This is a genomic window from Candidatus Pantoea persica, assembly GCF_013753875.1.
Taxonomy (GTDB): domain Bacteria; phylum Pseudomonadota; class Gammaproteobacteria; order Enterobacterales; family Enterobacteriaceae; genus Pantoea; species Pantoea persica.
Window position 1 is genome coordinate 204,652 of the sequence record NZ_SMDS01000019.1, and the last position, 15,475, is coordinate 220,126.

General features: G+C 59.7%; 18 protein-coding genes and 7 pseudogenes. 8 read left to right on the forward strand and 17 right to left on the reverse strand.

Annotation, left to right across the window (positions count from 1 at the left end; genetic code table 11):
• Window positions 1–24 precede the first annotated feature (24 nt).
• A pseudogene (locus EIO60_RS11730) lies at window positions 25–389 on the forward strand (putative RNA methyltransferase); the annotation flags it as partial.
• Window positions 352–480, forward strand: a complete 129-nt coding sequence (locus tag EIO60_RS11735) for a hypothetical protein (RefSeq protein WP_258576972.1) — start codon at window positions 352–354, stop codon at window positions 478–480. The pseudogene EIO60_RS11730 and the gene EIO60_RS11735, both read left to right, overlap by 38 nt.
• Here the strand turns inward: EIO60_RS11735 and EIO60_RS11740 are convergent.
• The 7 genes and pseudogenes from EIO60_RS11740 to EIO60_RS16815 form a co-directional block, all read right to left on the reverse strand.
• Window positions 477–876: pseudogene (locus tag EIO60_RS11740) on the reverse strand (DUF986 family protein). The gene EIO60_RS11735 and the pseudogene EIO60_RS11740 overlap by 4 nt on opposite strands.
• Window positions 877–906: 30 nt before the next feature.
• Window positions 907–1,742, reverse strand: a pseudogene (locus EIO60_RS11745) (PTS mannose transporter subunit IID).
• A gap of 24 nt (window positions 1,743–1,766) precedes the next feature.
• Window positions 1,767–2,537, reverse strand: a complete 771-nt coding sequence (locus EIO60_RS11750) for a PTS mannose/fructose/sorbose transporter subunit IIC (protein ID WP_258576959.1) — start codon at window positions 2,535–2,537, stop codon at window positions 1,767–1,769.
• 71 nt (window positions 2,538–2,608) lie between these two features.
• The gene (locus EIO60_RS11755) at window positions 2,609–2,779 is read right to left on the reverse strand and encodes a PTS sugar transporter subunit IIB (protein ID WP_258576890.1); all 171 of its coding nucleotides are present in this window, start codon (window positions 2,777–2,779) and stop codon (window positions 2,609–2,611) included.
• Between the two features lie 19 nt (window positions 2,780–2,798).
• A complete protein-coding gene (locus tag EIO60_RS11760; protein WP_258576891.1) occupies window positions 2,799–3,020 on the reverse strand; it encodes a PTS sugar transporter subunit IIB in 222 nt (73 codons plus the stop codon).
• Window positions 2,968–3,099, reverse strand: a complete 132-nt coding sequence (locus EIO60_RS16810) for a PTS sugar transporter subunit IIB (protein WP_374058179.1) — start codon at window positions 3,097–3,099, stop codon at window positions 2,968–2,970. Before EIO60_RS16810 ends, EIO60_RS11760 begins: the two co-directional genes overlap by 53 nt.
• Window positions 3,100–3,187: 88 nt before the next feature.
• A pseudogene (locus tag EIO60_RS16815) lies at window positions 3,188–3,508 on the reverse strand (mannose/fructose/sorbose PTS transporter subunit IIA); the annotation flags it as partial.
• 508 nt (window positions 3,509–4,016) lie between these two features.
• Between EIO60_RS16815 and EIO60_RS11770 the strand changes: the two are divergent.
• Complete coding sequence (locus EIO60_RS11770; protein WP_258576961.1) at window positions 4,017–5,585, forward strand: TerC family protein; 1,569 nt, start codon at window positions 4,017–4,019, stop codon at window positions 5,583–5,585.
• Window positions 5,586–5,787: 202 nt separating this feature from the next.
• On the opposite strand, the gene EIO60_RS16820 is transcribed toward EIO60_RS11770, so the two are convergent.
• From EIO60_RS16820 to pabB, 9 genes and pseudogenes are all read right to left on the reverse strand, one after another.
• Window positions 5,788–5,922 (reverse strand): hypothetical protein, encoded by a 135-nt coding sequence (locus EIO60_RS16820; RefSeq protein WP_374058180.1) that lies wholly within the window; start codon window positions 5,920–5,922, stop codon window positions 5,788–5,790.
• Window positions 5,909–6,073, reverse strand: a complete 165-nt coding sequence (locus EIO60_RS16825; protein WP_374058181.1) for an EAL domain-containing protein — start codon at window positions 6,071–6,073, stop codon at window positions 5,909–5,911. The genes EIO60_RS16820 and EIO60_RS16825 overlap by 14 nt, the downstream gene beginning before the upstream one ends.
• Before the next feature lie 22 nt (window positions 6,074–6,095).
• The gene (locus EIO60_RS16830) at window positions 6,096–6,428 is read right to left on the reverse strand and encodes an EAL domain-containing protein (protein ID WP_374058182.1); all 333 of its coding nucleotides are present in this window, start codon (window positions 6,426–6,428) and stop codon (window positions 6,096–6,098) included.
• Between the two features lie 245 nt (window positions 6,429–6,673).
• Window positions 6,674–6,829: a hypothetical protein gene (locus tag EIO60_RS16835; protein ID WP_374058183.1), complete on the reverse strand. Its 156-nt coding sequence runs from the start codon at window positions 6,827–6,829 to the stop codon at window positions 6,674–6,676.
• Window positions 6,829–7,002, reverse strand: a complete 174-nt coding sequence (locus tag EIO60_RS16840; RefSeq protein ID WP_374058184.1) for a CSS-motif domain-containing protein — start codon at window positions 7,000–7,002, stop codon at window positions 6,829–6,831. The genes EIO60_RS16835 and EIO60_RS16840 overlap by 1 nt, the downstream gene beginning before the upstream one ends.
• 63 nt (window positions 7,003–7,065) lie before the next feature.
• Window positions 7,066–7,230, reverse strand: coding sequence for a hypothetical protein (locus tag EIO60_RS16845; protein WP_374058185.1), 165 nt, complete (start codon window positions 7,228–7,230; stop codon window positions 7,066–7,068).
• A 141-nt stretch (window positions 7,231–7,371) separates the two neighbouring features.
• Window positions 7,372–8,255 (reverse strand): annotated as a pseudogene (locus EIO60_RS11780) (serine dehydratase beta chain); the annotation flags it as partial.
• 178 nt (window positions 8,256–8,433) lie between these two features.
• The gene (locus EIO60_RS11785; RefSeq protein ID WP_258576892.1) at window positions 8,434–9,000 is read right to left on the reverse strand and encodes a CoA pyrophosphatase; all 567 of its coding nucleotides are present in this window, start codon (window positions 8,998–9,000) and stop codon (window positions 8,434–8,436) included.
• On the reverse strand, window positions 8,997–10,358 hold the full coding sequence (gene pabB, locus EIO60_RS11790; protein ID WP_258576962.1) for an aminodeoxychorismate synthase component 1: 1,362 nt from the start codon (window positions 10,356–10,358) through the stop codon (window positions 8,997–8,999). Before pabB ends, EIO60_RS11785 begins: the two co-directional genes overlap by 4 nt.
• 111 nt (window positions 10,359–10,469) lie before the next feature.
• On the opposite strand from pabB, the gene EIO60_RS11795 reads away from it, so the two are divergent.
• Entirely contained in the window at window positions 10,470–10,655 is a 186-nt protein-coding gene (locus EIO60_RS11795; protein WP_258576893.1) for a YoaH family protein, read from the forward strand.
• Here the strand turns inward: EIO60_RS11795 and EIO60_RS11800 are convergent.
• The gene (locus EIO60_RS11800) at window positions 10,604–10,942 is read right to left on the reverse strand and encodes a Rid family hydrolase (protein WP_309484711.1); all 339 of its coding nucleotides are present in this window, start codon (window positions 10,940–10,942) and stop codon (window positions 10,604–10,606) included. The genes EIO60_RS11795 and EIO60_RS11800 overlap by 52 nt on opposite strands.
• 165 nt (window positions 10,943–11,107) lie before the next feature.
• Between EIO60_RS11800 and EIO60_RS11805 the strand changes: the two are divergent.
• From EIO60_RS11805 to fadD, 4 genes and pseudogenes are all read left to right on the forward strand, one after another.
• Window positions 11,108–12,176, forward strand: a pseudogene (locus tag EIO60_RS11805) (ATP-dependent DNA helicase).
• Between the two features lie 54 nt (window positions 12,177–12,230).
• Complete coding sequence (gene tsaB / locus EIO60_RS11810; RefSeq protein ID WP_258576894.1) at window positions 12,231–12,929, forward strand: tRNA (adenosine(37)-N6)-threonylcarbamoyltransferase complex dimerization subunit type 1 TsaB; 699 nt, start codon at window positions 12,231–12,233, stop codon at window positions 12,927–12,929.
• Window positions 12,930–12,988: 59 nt separating this feature from the next.
• Window positions 12,989–13,579 carry a Slp family lipoprotein gene (locus EIO60_RS11815; protein WP_258576895.1) on the forward strand — a complete coding sequence of 197 codons (591 nt, stop codon included), beginning with the start codon at window positions 12,989–12,991 and terminating at the stop codon, window positions 13,577–13,579.
• A gap of 205 nt (window positions 13,580–13,784) precedes the next feature.
• Window positions 13,785–15,422, forward strand: a pseudogene (gene fadD, locus EIO60_RS11820) (long-chain-fatty-acid--CoA ligase FadD).
• Window positions 15,423–15,475 lie beyond the last annotated feature (53 nt).

A 15,475-nucleotide genomic window follows, 5' to 3' on the forward strand; every position in this document is an offset into this window, starting at 1 on the left:
GCATGTTCAGATAATGGAGTCTTTATGTCGCTGATTTGTCCCCTCAGCCATATCCCTCTCACCGCAGACAACCGCAGCTGGTGCTGTGAAAACCGCCACCAGTTCGATCAGGCGAAAGAGGGCTATATCAATCTGCTGCCAGTTCAGCATAAAGGCTCGCGCGAGCCGGGCGACAACGCAGAGATGATGCAGGCGCGACGGACATTTCTCGAGGCGGGCCACTACCAGCCGCTGCGCAAGTGCGTGGTGGCGCTGCTGCGTGATGGCTGCCTTCCGCGTCGGTGCTGCTGGATATCGGCTGTGGCAAGGGCTACTACACCTAGGCGCTGAGCGCGTTGGGAGAGCAGGTTTATGGCCTCGATATCGCCAAAAACGCCTTTCGCCTGGCGCGCGAAGCCCTCAGTCTGGAGCGAGCTGCAGGCGGCGAAAATCTTTGCGTGCGACGCCGATTTCCAGCTGATGGTGTGGCGGCGCGACTAACGCGCCTCCACCGGGGTGTGATAGATGCGTTCCAGATCGTCGAGCTGCTGCACGGCGATTAGCAGGCGATGCTGCTCCAGCTGCATCACCAGAATGCCGTCTTCAGAGAGGTTCATGCTCTGAATGCGCCCATAGTCTATCCAGACGCCGCCATAGAAAAACCCGTCGCGCTTCATCAGGGTAGTGGTGAACTGTGCGGGCCCTGATGCGACAGGTTATTCCACAGCAAAATGGCCAACAGCCTGATAAAAATCAGGCTGTCGATCTTGTGCCGACGGCGCAGCGCCCGCGCAGACGCGTCGGCCCTTTACGGCGCGGCAGAATTAGCTCGTCGTAAAGCGAAAAAAGCAGCAGCACGCCGATGCAGATCGCCATCAGGCCGTCCGTCAAAGTCATCTTTTCGGGCGCGAACGCCCGACAGCGGGGCTAGAGGCCAAGCAGGCCGATCCAGTAACCCAAAATACCAATCACAAAGAAGCCGACAATAATCCACAGCGCGTTCACCTTGCGGCGCAGCAGCCACATACAGGCGAAGGTCAGCAGCAGCGGCACGATGCCCGGCATCAGCTGATTGAGAATGTTCTGCACCGTGGTCACCGTGGTTTTCCCGGTCTGGTCAGTAATGCGCGACACCACCAGCGGGATATTGACGTACGTCCACTTGTTGACCAGCGCGCCCATGACAAACAGGCCGAGAATCGACGCCCCCTCCGTGAGCTTTTGCAAAAAGCCGCCGCCCATATCGCTGACGATGTTGATACCTTTACGGTAGCCGTAGGCGACGCCGTAATAGCGGGTCGCCAGACGTGCCAGGTTAAACAAAATAAAGAACAGCAGCGGGCCGAGCAGGCTGCCGCTCATGGCGATGCGGGCGCCGAGGGCGGCGAATACCGGCCGCACCGTGCCCCACGCCGACGCCCGCCAGCGGACCCATCAGGCCGACTTTGATGCCGTTGATGGCGCCATCGTCGATCGGCGCGCCGTTCGCGCGCTGCTCCTCCATCGCCATGGTGACGCCCAGCACCGGCGCGGCCACGTAGGGATAGGTGTTGAAGAATTCCAGATGGCGTTTAATCGCCTGCCTGCGCGCCTTGTTGTTTCTCAGGATAGAGGCGGCGGATCACCGGCACCATAGAGGAGCAGAAGCCTAGCGCCTGCATACGCTCGAAGTTCCATAAACCCTGGAACAGGTTCGACCGTAAAAACACGCTGCGCACGTCGCCCGGGGTCAGTTTTTTCTGTGCTGTTGTTGTATCAACCATGTTGTCACCTGTTCCTTAGTCGAGTTAGTTATCGAGGTCGTTATTCGCCGGGCCAGCGGCAGGCGCGCCCGCCACGCGGTTATATTTCGGCGCCAGCTGGATATAGAGCACTGCCATGACTACGCCGATGACGCCCAGCGCCACCAGGTTGAGGCTGGTGAAGGCGGTGGTAACGAAGCCCAGGTAAAAGAAGGGCATCAGATCGCCGGCGAGCATTATATTGATGACCATCGCGTAACCCACCACGACAATCATGCCGCTGGCGATATTCAGGCCGTTGGTGACCACTTCTGGGATAGAGCTGAGCAGCGAATGCACGGCGCTGGTACCGACGGAGACGGCGACGATCAGCACCGGGATGGCGATACGCATCGCCTGCAGCACCAGCGCGGAGACGTGGATCCAGGAGATCGCCGTCAGATTGTCTTTCTCCGCCGCCTTATCGGCCGCGTGCTGAAAGCCGACGGTGAGGGTACGCACGATAATCGTCAGCACCTGCTCGGCGGCGGCCAGCGGAATAGCCAGCGCAATACCGGAACCGACGCTCTGTCCGCCGGCGATAACCAGAATGGTGGAGATGATTGAGGCAAGCGCCGCATCGGATGCCACCGCGGCGCCGATGTTCATCCAGCCCAGGGCGATAATATCCAGCGTGCCGCCGATGATAATGCCGGTCTTCATATCGCCGAGCATGGCGCCGATCAGGGTACAGGCCACCAGCGGCCGGTGAAACTGAAACTCATCCAGAATCGATTCCATGCCGGCGATAAAGGCGGCAATAAAGATCAGGATGATTTGTAGCGCATCATACCCCTTCTCCTCAGGAGGATAGCGTTAACTGGCCCGCAGGCGCAGCGGACGGCGTGTTACGCGTTGACCTTCGCAATCAGGTCCATCATTTTCAGTTTTGGATCGCTGGAGACCTTACACACCTCCAGCTCGATATGGCGCTCGTTGAGCTTGCGGAAGGCGGCGATATCCTTCTCATCCACCGAGACGGCGTTGTTGACTTGGGTTTTCCCCTGACGAAATGCCATGCTGCCGATATTGACCGTTTTAATGTCGACGCCCTGTTTCCACCACGCGCAGCACGTCGGTGGGATTGGTAAACAGCAGCATCACGCGATCGCGGCCATATTTGGGGTTTTTCCAGACGCGCACCATTTTGTCGACATCGACCACGTGCGCGGTCACGCCGGGCGGCGCGACCTGCGTCAGCAGGGTTTTATGCACCTGATCTTTCGCCACCTCGTCGCTCACCACGATAATGCGTGACATGTTGGTCTCCTTGGTTCCAGCACGTCGCCACCTGGCCATGGATCAGGCGGTCGTCGATGCGCGCCAGGCCAATTTTCATATGTTCGCCGGGTGCCAGCGGCAACGGGGGTTTTCTGCGCCTTGACGCCCTCCCGGCCGGTTTCCACCGCGATGCCGACCAGCTCGGCGAAGCCGAGATCGTCGTCGCGCGCCATCAGCGTCTCCACCAGCATGGGAATATTGACCCCGGCGGTAACGTCATAATTTTCTTTGTCTAGCACCACGCGGTTGGCGGCGTTGAATGGGCTGCCGCCCCAGTATCCACTAAAAACAGCACCCCTTTCGAGGGTATCCAGCTTTGCCAGCTGCGCCTGATATTTTTCAATAAGCGTTTCTGCATTTTCGCCGGGCACGAAGTCGAACCATCCCACGTTCCCCTGCTCGCCCAACAGCATCTCTGCAGTTTTTAGCAGTTGTTCCGCTGCCCAGCCTTGTGTACCAATTGCAATGGTAACTTGCTACCTCCGTTCGCTAAAGAAAGTTGTCGGGAATCGACGCGCCCTTATCGGTTTTGCTGGCAAGCGCGCAGCAAAAATCCCCGGACGAGACGTTATTCTCCTGACATTTAAATTGAAGCGGTCAGTCGCGAATTATTTGAGTGAGCGAAAAAATAAATTATGTGACGGTGGTCAGTAATCGAACCTGTCAGTCGCCTGACCACGATTATTAGGTCGCCCGCCAGGTTGAATCATTTGTAAATGAAAGAAAATTTTTTGACGTAATTTACCGGCCTGCTACATTAGCCCTTCTGTTTATCAATCAGGAGTTCCGGGTTTCAACCCACCTTTATGGATTATGGATCGTCACCGACATCGCTTAATCCCTTTGTTGCGTGCCTCTGCGCTGCCACTAACGCCTGACGGCGTATCTGTTTTCACCCCGAGCTTCTTTATGCCAGCCAGGTTCCCGTACGCTGGCACGATACGCTTTACTCTCTTCCGCATTCAGGAGTCAATGATGGAATTTCTCTTCGCCCCCTCAATCTGGGCGGGGTTATTAACCCTTATCGTGTTGGACATCGTGCTGGGTATCGACAACTTGGTGTTTATCGCTATCCTGGCTGACAAGCTGCCGCCGAAGCAGCGCGACAAGGCGCGTCTGATCAGCCTGTCGCTGGCGCTGGTGATGCGTCTGGGCCTGCTGTCGCTGATCTCCTGGATGGTGACGCTGACGCGTCCGCTGTTCAGCATCGGCGCATTCAGCTTCTCGGGGCGCGATCTGATCTTGCTGGTGGGTGGACTTTTCCTGCTGTTCAAGGCGACGATGGAGCTGCATGAGCGGCTGGAGAACCGTCAGCACGATCAGCAGGGGAATCGCAGCTACGCCAGCTTCTGGGCGGTGGTGATGCAGATTGTGGTGCTGGACGCGGTCTTTTCGCTCGATGCGGTGATCATGGCGGTCGGCATGGTCAACCATCTGCCGGTGATGATGACCGCGGTGGTGATTGCGATAGGCATTATGCTGCTGGCGTCGAAGCCGCTGACTAACTTTGTCAACGCGCACCCGACCGTGGTCGTTCTCTGCCTCAGCTTCCTGCTGATGATCGGCCTGTCGCTGATGGCGGAAGGCTTCGGCTTCTATATTCCTAAAGGCTATCTCTACGCGGCGATCGGCTTCTCGATTTTGATCGAGCTGTTCAACCAGATTGCGCGCCGCAACTTTATGCGTCATCAGGCGCATCGGCCGATGCGCGAGCGTACTGCTAAGGCGATACTGCGCCTGATGGGCGGCCGCCAGCGTTCCGCGCCGACAACCAGCAGCGAGGAGTCGCCGCTGACTGAGGCTATACCGCAGGAGGCGTTTAAGGATGAAGAGCGCTATATGATCAAGGGCGTGCTGACGCTGGCGTCGCGCGCGATTCGCAGCATTATGACGCCGCGCGGCGACATCTCTTGGGTGGACGCCGAGCGCCCGCTGGATGCAATTCGCATTCAGCTGCTGGATACGCCGCACAGCATGTTCCCGGTCTGTCGCGGCGAGCTGGACGAGATTATCGGCGTGGTGCGCGCCAAAGAGCTGCTGGTGGCGATTGAGCTCGGCATGGACGTGGCGACCTTTGCCGCCAGTTCGCCCGCTATCGTGGTGCCGGAAACGCTCGATCTCATCAACCTGCTCGGCGTGCTGCGCCGCGCCAAGGGCAGCGTCGTCATCGTTACCAACGAATTCGGCGTGGTGCAGGGATTGATAACCCCGCTCGACGTGCTGGAAGCGATCGCTGGCGAGTTCCCGGATGAGGATGAAACCCCCGATATTGTCGTCGACGGCGACGGTTGGATCGTGAAGGGTGGCACTGACCTGCATTCGTTGCAGCAGCTGTTCGACGTCAACGATCTGGTGAAGCCGGATGAGGATCACGCCTCGCTGGCGGGCTTGCTGATCGCCCAGAAGGGTCAGCTGCCGCAGCCGGGCGAGGTCATCGACCTGCCGCCGCTGCACTTTACTATCCTGCAGGCGACCGATGACCGCGCCGACTTGGTGCGCGTGATCAAAGATAAGCCGCACGAGGATAAGGAAGAGGGGCAGTAAAGACAAAACGGCGCTAAGGCGCCGTTTTGTCTTTACTGATGTAAGGGACTTAGCGCACAGCGCCGGGTGTCAACGCCTGAACGTCACGTGGTCAGCTGGCCTGGTGCTGCATCAGCCAAGCGGGGGAATATTTAATCGGCATCAGACGCGCATATAAATAGCCCTGCAGCAGATCCACCCCGCGCTCGCGTAGATAGGCGGCCTATTCGGCCGTCTCCATGCCTTCGGCCACCAGGCTGATATTCAGACGCTGCGCCAGCGATATCACCATATCCGTTACCGTAGAGTTGATGGCGTCGGTGCCAATGGCGACGGTAAAAATCTTATCGATCTTCATCGGGCTGCAAATCCTTCAGGTAGGAGAGCGAGCTGTCGCCGGTGCCAAAATCGTCAATCGCCAGCCGCACGCCGATGCTGTGCAGCTGCGCGATAACCTTCTGATCTACCACCGGCAGCGCGTCGAGCTTCGTCAGCTCCACCACCAACATTTGGTAGCGGATTCGCTGGCCATCACAGCTGTTGCAGATCCTCAACGATAGCGCGATCGCGGAAGTGGCTGGCGGCCACTTTGATGGTGATATGGAACGAGGAACAGCGCGGCAGGTTAGGCCGCTGCGCCACGGTTTTATCAATCACGAAGCGCGTCAGGGGCGCGATAAGGTTCTGCCGTTCGGCCAGCGGAATAAATACGTCCGGCGGGATCCAGCCTTGGCGCGCGTTGTGCCAGCGCAGCAGCAGCTCAATGCCGTCGCACTCGCCGCTTTTCGCATTAATCAGCGGCTGGCAGTAGACCATGAATTCATTGGCGGTAATGCCGTAGCTGATTTGCCAGCTTAGGCTCATGCGGTTCGCCGTCGCCAGCCAGACGATATAGACGATCAGCAGGCTCAGCAGCAGCGCCAGCGGCAGCTGCGAGGGCTACGTCGCCAGGGCGAGGCGCGACGGCGAGGGGCCGTAAAGGGTGATGCTGAAGGGGGAGCGCAGCGACGCCTGGTCGTAGCTGACCTCCTCTTCCGATGGTATGGTCGACTCGATCAGCGGATTGCCATACTCCAGTCTCTCGCCGCCGACGTTAAAGATGGCGCGCTCTACCCAAGGCAGCTGAGGTTCCAGCAGGTAGCTGAGCTGCTCATCAGCTCGATATTGATGACCTGCAAGGTGCCGGAACGGTTATCCAGCGACTTTGGCGTCCACAGCAGCAGGATCGGCGACCCCTTGAGCAGGAAGTTGTCGGTCGCCAGCATTATGCGCTGGTTATTGATCGCCAGTTCGGGATAGGTCTGGCTAAGGGGATGGCGCGCGGGCCGTAAATGCTGGAGCAGTAGATGCGATCGTGTTCCACCAGCAGTATGGCGTGTACGGTTTGCAGCGCCGAAATTTTTTCAATTAGCGGAAAGCGCACCGCGTCACAGGGCACGCCGACCAGTCAAAGGGTGTTGTTTGCCGAGACGTCCCGCGGGGGAAAAATACGGTCGAAGCGCTAGATGGCATTGTCGGCAAAATCGAGCGACTGCTGTTCGATGCGCGATTTCTCTTCGATAAAGCGGAAAGCCAGCGTTAAAATCAAAACCACAGCGGCGATCACCAACGCGATAAGCAGGCGCTTACGGCGAAACTGTCCAACGTATTGATGGGCCAGAAGCATCAGTAACCACCTTCCACACACTCCATTAAGGCCAGGATAACGGGGCTGTTATCGGCATGGCAACTATAAGGTTTAGCCATGCTTCTGAAAAAAGCATTACTGAAAAAGCTGCGCGACCTGAAGAGGTCGCGCGAGGGGTTACTCCGCCCCGGAGATGGAGGCGTTCATCTTATAGAGAATGCCGATGGCGCCAGAGGCGAGGAAATAGCGGGTAAAGATGTCCGGCGTGACGGGTTCGATAAAGTGATCGTAATAGGCGAGCACCGCGGGCACGATGCCCCGCAGGCGCCGTTGGTCGGCGCGGTGACCACGCGGCCGCCCGCAGCGTTCTCTTCGTTGACCGCCAGCGCGAACATATTCACCCAGTCGATCACGTTCATCGGATCGTTGGTGTTTTTAGAGGAGGAGGTCAGCAGGCGACGCAGCGGGCCATGCAGCACGCCTTCGGTATTCAGTCCGTGGTCGATGCAAGCCTGCATGGTCTGCCAGACGTCGGTGAAATAGTCGCGGATCTCGTCGCGCGAGTGCAGTGCCAGTTCATTTTTCATCACCAGTCCAGAGAGCGATAGGCCGGTTGCGCGGCAGTGCGCCAGCAGTTCTTTGGCGGAGTGGAACGGCCAGGGCACGTTCACTTCGTCCAGCGTAGACTGGCCTAAGTGCTCGTCGACGATAAAGCCGCCGCCGACGGATTAGTAGGTTTTGCTGAGGATCAAGAGGTCGCCGGCGAACGCCAGCAGCAGTCGTTCGCTCTGCTCGACGTCTTTGATAAACGCCGGAATGGCGTCGATATCCACGGTGACGGGCGAGGCGCTCTCCAGCTCCATAATAATGGCGATATCGGTATGGTGACCTTTGCCGGTCAGCGAAAGCGAGCCGTAGACATCCACAGTGATGCGGGGTTCGTCCTGAAGTTTTCCCTGTTCAGTCAGCAGGTCGACAAACTCCTTGCCTGCTTTCATCGGTCCCACGGTATGGGAACTCGACGGGCCGATGCCCACTTTGAACATGTCAAAAACGCGAATCACAGGCGACACTCCTCAAAAAAATATTTTTCTTACTGCTAAGGCCGTTTATGGCGCTAATAGTGATCGACGCCCCGGGGGGAAAAGCGCCTTTTCGCATGAAATTAACTAATCCTTCAGGCGAGAAATAGTTATGCTGCGCAGGGGATGTGCAACGGGATAAAGGGAAGAAAAGCGGGTGTCAGAGGGCGATTTGCTGGCTGAGCGAGCAAATGATGCCGGCGGTCATGCCCCAGACCAGATAATCCTGATAGACCGACAGCCAGACCGCATGGCGCAGGCCGGCGCGCTCGATATCCAGCGAGGCGTAGCGGTTGAGGCGCAGCGCCTCTTCCAGCGGCATCTCGAAAGCGCTCTCCACCTCGTCAGGATTGATCTGCAACGATATCTCCGGGGAGATGATGCCGACTACCGGCGTCACGCGAAAGCCGGTGCTGCTGGTCACCGGCGCAAGCTGGCCAAGGACTCTGACCTCGCGGGCGTCGATGCCAACCTCTTCCTGCGCCTCGCGCAGCGCGGTGGCGATCAGCGAGGCGTCGCTCTCATCCTGCATGCCGCCGGGGAAGGCGACCTGTCCGGCGTGCTTGCGCAGCTCACGCGAGCGGCGCGTCAGCATCAGGCCCGGCGTCGGGCGGGCCACAATTGGCACCAGCACTGCCGACTGGCGGCCATCGGGCGGCCGCGACGACGTTTCCGGCTGCAGCAGGGTAAAGCGAGTCATGAAATCGTCCAGCGTCAGACTATTCATTCAGACTCTCCCGACAGCGCAGGCAGAATGCGGCTCACCTTGTGCAGCGTTTCCTGATATTCGGCATCGAGTTCGCTGTCGGCAACTACGCCGCTGCCCGCCGCGCAGTAGAGCCGCTGGTTTTCAGCGATCAGGGTGCGAATGGTGATGCTGCTGTCCATGCGACCGCACAGGCTGAGATAGCAGACGCTGCCGCACCAGGCGTTGCGGCGATGCGGCTCCAGCTCGTCGATGATTTCCATGGCGCGGATTTTCGGCGCGCCGGTGATTGAACCGCCGGGAAAGCAGGCGCGCAGCAGGTCGCTAGCGCGCAGCGAGGCGGGCAGGCGGGCGCGAACCGTGCTGACCAGATGGTGCACCGCCGGAAACGGCTCCACCACGAACAGCGCCGGCACGCTGACCGAACCCGGTTCGGCGACGCGGCCGATATCGTTGCGCAGCAGATCGACGATCATCAGGTTCTCCGCGCGATCTTTTTCGGAAGTCGCCAGCGCCTCGGCGGCCAGCCGATCCGCTTCGGGGGCGGCGGCGCGCGGGCGTGTGCCCTTGATCGGCCGGGTTTCAATTTCGTGGTTGTTCAGCGCGAGGAAGCGTTCCGGCGACAAACTGAGAATGGCGCTGTCGGGCAGGCGCAAGAAGGCGCTGAACGGCGCGCGATTCGCCGCGTTAAGGCGGCAGAACGCCTGCCACTCGTCGCCCTGATAGCGCACTTCGAAGCGCTGCGCCAGGTTGACCTGATAGCAGTCGCCCGCCTGGATATAGGCCTGCACCGCATGAAAACGCGCGGCATAGTCGCTGTAGCTCAGGTTGGATTGCCAGTCGCTGGTGAGCGAGAAGGGCGCGGCGTCGCGTGCCGGCCACTGCCGCAGCCAGCGCAGCCGCGCCTGAATATCACCCAGCGACAGCAGCGTCAGGCGCTGCAAATCGTGATCGGCGATCAGCGCCCAGTCGTAGATACCGACCGCCATATCTGGCGTGGTCAGATCGCGCGCCACCTGCTGCGGCAGCGTTTCGAAGCGGCGGCCGAGGTCGTAGCCAAACAGGCCGAGCGCGCCGCCCTGAAACGGCAAATCGTCACGGCTCGCCGGGGCGAGGGCCAACGCGTCGCACTGCTGCTGCACCAGCCGCAGCGGATCCTCGACGGAGGTAAAGGTGCCGTCAGCGCCCTGAACCCGGGTGATCTCGCCCTGCATCACCAGCGTGGCGCGCGGATCGGCGGTGAGAATATCGAAGCGGTTATCCGCATGATCGGCGCTGCCGGAGGTGAGCAGCATCGCCCAGGGCAGGTGGGAAAGCGGCGCGAAATGCGCGCTGAGCGCATCCTGTGTATAGGGTAAACTGAGCGTTGAGACCATTATTCGGCAAAAGAATCAGACATCAATAAGGACGTTAGTCTGGCATATTTTCCCCCGGCTGGCACCTCTTTGTTCTGCATGAGATAATGGTCGTCTCGCAACCAGGAGTGAATTATGTTTACAGGTTTACCAGCCCTTTCCCACGAGCAACAGCAGCAGGCGGTTGAGCGCATTCAGGCGTTAATGGCGGGCGGCATGTCCAGCGGGCAGGCGATTGCGCAGGTCGCGCAGGAGATCCGCCAGTCGCATCAGGGCGAGCAAATCCGGGCGCGCTTCGAAGAGGATGAGGATGAAGCCTGATGCCCGGCTCGGCGCACCGGCGCGTTGCCGGGCGACACCCAAGCGTCCCTGGCGCGGTTTATCGCCGCGAAGTCCGCTTTCTCCACAAGAAAAATCGTTGCGTCGAGGATCTTGCTCTTGTCCGACCCGACGCGCGTCAGCAGGGCGTCAATCACTGCCAGCGCGTTGGCGGTCTGCGCTTCGGCGTCGGCGTCGAGGTTCTCTGGCACGCTGGTGTAGTAGACGAGATCCTTATGAATCACTGCTTCCGACATGCGGTGTTCCGGATCGATACGGGTAATGGTCATGGTTTCTCCTTATTTTTACGGCCGATAGCCTGGCACAGGCAGGGGCGGGCTGTCATCAGTTGTGGAGCGGCCGGCGGAATACTGACATAATTACAGTGTTTTTGCCGAAACGGATGAGGATGTGTGGCGGACGATTTTGCAGTAGATGGCGCGCTGGCGTAGTCGATTAGCGGCTTTAAGCCGCGCGAAGCTCAGCGTGAAATAGCGCAGGCGGTAGAAGAGGCCGTGCAGACGGGCGGTGAACTGGTGGTGGAAGCGGGAACCGGAACGGGCAAGGCTTACGCCTGTCTGGCGCCTGCGCTGCGCGCCGGAAAGAAAGTGATTGTCTCAACCGGTTCGAAAGCGCTGCAGGATCAGCTCTACGGCCGCGACTATTGCCGGAGCGCTCAATTTCACTGGAAAAACCGCCCTGCTGAAAGGGCGCTCCAACTATCTCTGCCTGGAGCGGCTTCCGCGAAGTGATGGACGCGCACAAAGCGGCGTGGATTTTTACCTCCGCCACGCTGGCGGTGAACGAATAGATGCACCACCTCGCCGATCGGCTGGGCGTGCGTGCGGCGAAAACCCTGATCCTCAACAGCCCTTCGACTATCAGCGCTAGGCGCTGCTTTGCGTGCCGCGCAACCTGCCGGAGCCGAACCGCCCCGGCGGCGCGCGTCAGCTGGCGCGCATGATGAAGCCGCTGATCGGCGCCAACAACGGGCTCTGCTTCTTTCTCTGCTCTGTACCTCGCACCTGATTATGCGCGAGCTGGCGGCTGAGTTTCGCACCGGCATGACGCTGCCGGTGCCGGTGCTGGTGTAGGGCGAAACCAGCAAGGGCCAGCTGCTGAAGCAGTTTATCGAGGCGGGCAACGCGCTGCTGGTGGCCACCAGCAGCTTCTGGGAGGGGGTAGACGTGCGCGGCGACGCGCTGTCGCTAGTGATTATCGACAAGCTGCCCTTTACCTCGCCGGAAGATCCGCTGCTCAAGGCGCGCATGGAAGATTGCCGCCTGCGCGGCGGCGATCCCTTCAGCGACGTTCAACTGCCGGATGCGGTCATCACCTTGAAGCAGGGCGTGGGCCGTCTGATCCGCGATACCGACGATTGCGGCGTGCTGGTGATTTTCGATCAGCGGTTGGTGTCGCGTCCCTACGGCGCGCTGTTTCTCAACAGCCTGCCGCGGGACGCCGCGCACCCGCGATCTGACGCGTGCCATCGCCTTCGCCTTTTCCCGGCAAGCGAAGCAGTAATTTTCCTTTGGCTGTGCTAATATGTGCGTCGTTTTAGATCATCTGAGGTTTGTTATGTCTTCCCGAATCCTGGCGCTGGACACTGCGACAGAAGCCTGTTCAGCCGCACTGCTTAACCAGCAGCAGATCGATGCCCGTTTTGAAATCGCGCCGCGCGACCACACGCAGCGCATTCTGCCACTGGTCGAGGCGCTGCTGCAGGCGCAGCAGCTGGAGCTGACCGCCCTCGATGCGTTGGCTTTCGGCTGCGGCCCCGGCAGCTTTACCGGCGTGCGTATTGGCATTGGCATCGCGCAGGGGCTGGCGCTGGGCGCCATGCTGCCGATGATCGGCATCTCGACACTCGCCACCCTGGCGCAGGGCGCTTATCGCGCGCAGGGCGCGACGCGCGTGCTGGCCGCGATTGACGCGCGCATGGGCGAAGTCTACTGGGCCGAGTACCAGCGCGACGCGCACGGCGTCTGGCAGGGCAAAGCGAGCGAAAGCGTGCTCTCTCCGGACGCGGCGTTGACGAGCATGCAGGCGCTGGAAGGTGAGTGGCATATCGCCGGCACCGGCTGGCAGGCCTGGCCGCAGCTGCGCCAGGGTCATGCCTTAACTCTGCGCGACAGCGGCGTCGAACTGCCCACCGCAGAGGATATGCTGCCGCTGGCGCAGCAGGCGTGGCTGCGCGGCGACACCGTGCCGCCGGAGCATGCTGAACCTACTTATCTGCGTAACGAAGTGGCCTGGAAAATATTGCCCGGCCGCTGAGGCCCGCGCAACTTATTGCCGCCGTGCCAGTCTAACAAACACCTTTTAGGAGAATGTCTATGTCAGTATATCAAAAAGGGTTGTCCGGCGTGTCGTTAGCCTGCGCGCTACTGCTCGGCGGCTGCGTGTCGGTGCCGGACGCCATCAAAGGCGGCTCGGCGCCTCCGCAGCAGGATCTGGTGCGCGTGATGAATGAGCCGTCGCTCTATGTCGGTCAGGAGGCGCGCTTTGGCGGCAAAGTGGTCAAGGTCACCAACCTCAACGGTAAAACCCGGCTGGAGATCGCCACACAGCCGCTGGACGACAGCGCACGTCCGCGCCTTGGCGCCGACTCGGTAGGGCGCATCTATGCCGATATCAACAACTTCGTCGATCCGGTGGATGTCAACAATCAGTACGTCACGGTGCTCGGCCCCATTAAAGGCAGCGAAAAGGGCACCATCGGTGCTGCTAGCTATGACTTCGTGGTGGTAGACGTGCGCGGCTACCAGCGCTGGCATATTATGCAGCAGGTGATGACGCCACCGCAGCCGATCGCCCCCTGGATCTGGTACGGCCCGACGCGCCGCCATCCCGGCTACTGGGAACCTAACCCCGACTGGGGCATGAACAGCGGCCCGGCACAGGTGGAAACCATTCTGACCGAATAGGGCCACGCGTAACAGGTTCTGGCCCAGTCGTGGCTGCCGCGACTGGGCTTTTTATTGCCGCGGATAAGCGGGACAAAAATTAGTGATACGCTTCGTAACCTCAGCATGCCAAATCGGGCAAACTGGTACAATGAGTTAAAATATTGTTAACAGGCTTAGTGGTGAGGCAGCAATGGAAAAACAACATGAGTATCGAGGTGACCCCTTGAACAAGGTCTGGCTGAAACGCTATCCGGCTGATGTCCCCGTCGAGATCTATGCGGATCGTTATACCTCTTTGGTTGATTTATTTGAACAGGCCGCACAGCGTTACGCCGATCAACCCGCCTTCGTGAACATGGGGCAGCCCATTAGCTACCGTCAGCTTGAACAGAAAAGCCGCGCTTTCGCCGCCTGGCTGCAGAACGGCCTGGGGCTGAAAAAAGGCGACCGCGTGGCGCTGATGATGCCGAACCTGCTGCAGTATCCGGTGGCGCTGTTCGGTGTGCTGCGCGCGGGCATAGTGGTGGTCAATGTCAATCCGCTTTATACGCCGCGCGAGCTGAAGCATCATCTGAACGACAGCGAGGCGAGCGCCATCGTGCTGGTCTCCAAATTTGCCCATACGCTGGAAAAAGTGGTGGCGGAAACCGCGGTCAGGCATGTGATTCTGACGCGGCTGGGCGATCAGCTGGCGCCGGTAAAAGCGACGTTGGTCAATTTCGTCATGAAATACATCAAGAAGATAGTGCCGAAATATCATCTGCCGGGCGCCGTCTCTTTCCGCGCTGCGCTGCAGCAGGGTGAGCAGATGGCCTATCAGCGGCCCTTGGTCACCAACGACGATCTGGCGTTCCTACAGTATACCGGCGGCACCACCGGCGTTGCCAAAGGGGCGATACTTACCCATCGCAATATGCAGGCCAATCTCGAGCAGACCAAAGCCACCTACGGCAAGCTGCTGCGCGACTGCAAAGAGCATGTGGTAACCGCGCTGCCGCTCTACCATATCTTTGCGCTGACCGTGAACTGCCTGCTGTTTCTGGAGCTGGGCGGCCAGAAACTGCTGATCACCAATCTGCGCGATATCCCTAGCTTTATCAAGGCGCTGGCAAAGTTTCCCTGTACCGCGTCACCGGCGTCAACATGCTGTTCAATACGTTGCTGAACGCTCCACAGTTCCACAAGCTCGACTTTTCCATGCTGCGCCTGCCGGCGGGCGGCGGTATAGCGGTTCAAAAGGCGGTGGCGGAGCGCTGGGAGAAACTGACCGGGCACAATCTGCTGGAGGGCTATGGCCTGACCGAGTGTTCGCCGCTGGTGTCGGTCAACTCCTACAAACATCACCGAGCACACCGGTAGCATCGGCCTGCCGGTGCCCTCTACCGACGTGCGCGTGATTGACGATCAGGGCAATGATCGTGCTGCCCGGCATGCCGGGCGAACTCTGTATCCGCGGTCCGCAGGTGATAGCAGGCTACTGGCAGCGGCCGGACGCCACGGAGGAGGTGCTGAAAAATGGCTGGCTCCTCAGCGGCGATATTGTTACCGTTGATCCGCAGGGCTTTATTCGCATTGTCGACCGCAAGAACGATATGATCCTGGTCTCGGGCTTTAACGTCTATCTCAATGAGATAGAGGATGTGCTGATGCAGCATCCAAAAGTGCGGGAAGCGGCGGTGATCGGCGTGCCGAGCGATTTGTCAGGCGAGGCGGTAAAGGTCTGCGTGGTGAAAAAGAGGAGCTGCTGGATCACTGCCGACGCCAGCTGACCGGCTACAAAGTCCCAAAAATCATCGAGTTCCGCGATGAGCTGCCGAAAAGCAACGTTGGCAAAATTTTACGGCGCGAATTGCGCGATTAGGCCAGGCCCGCCGCACGCTGAGCTTTGGCACCTATTCTGGTTGAACGCCGGCA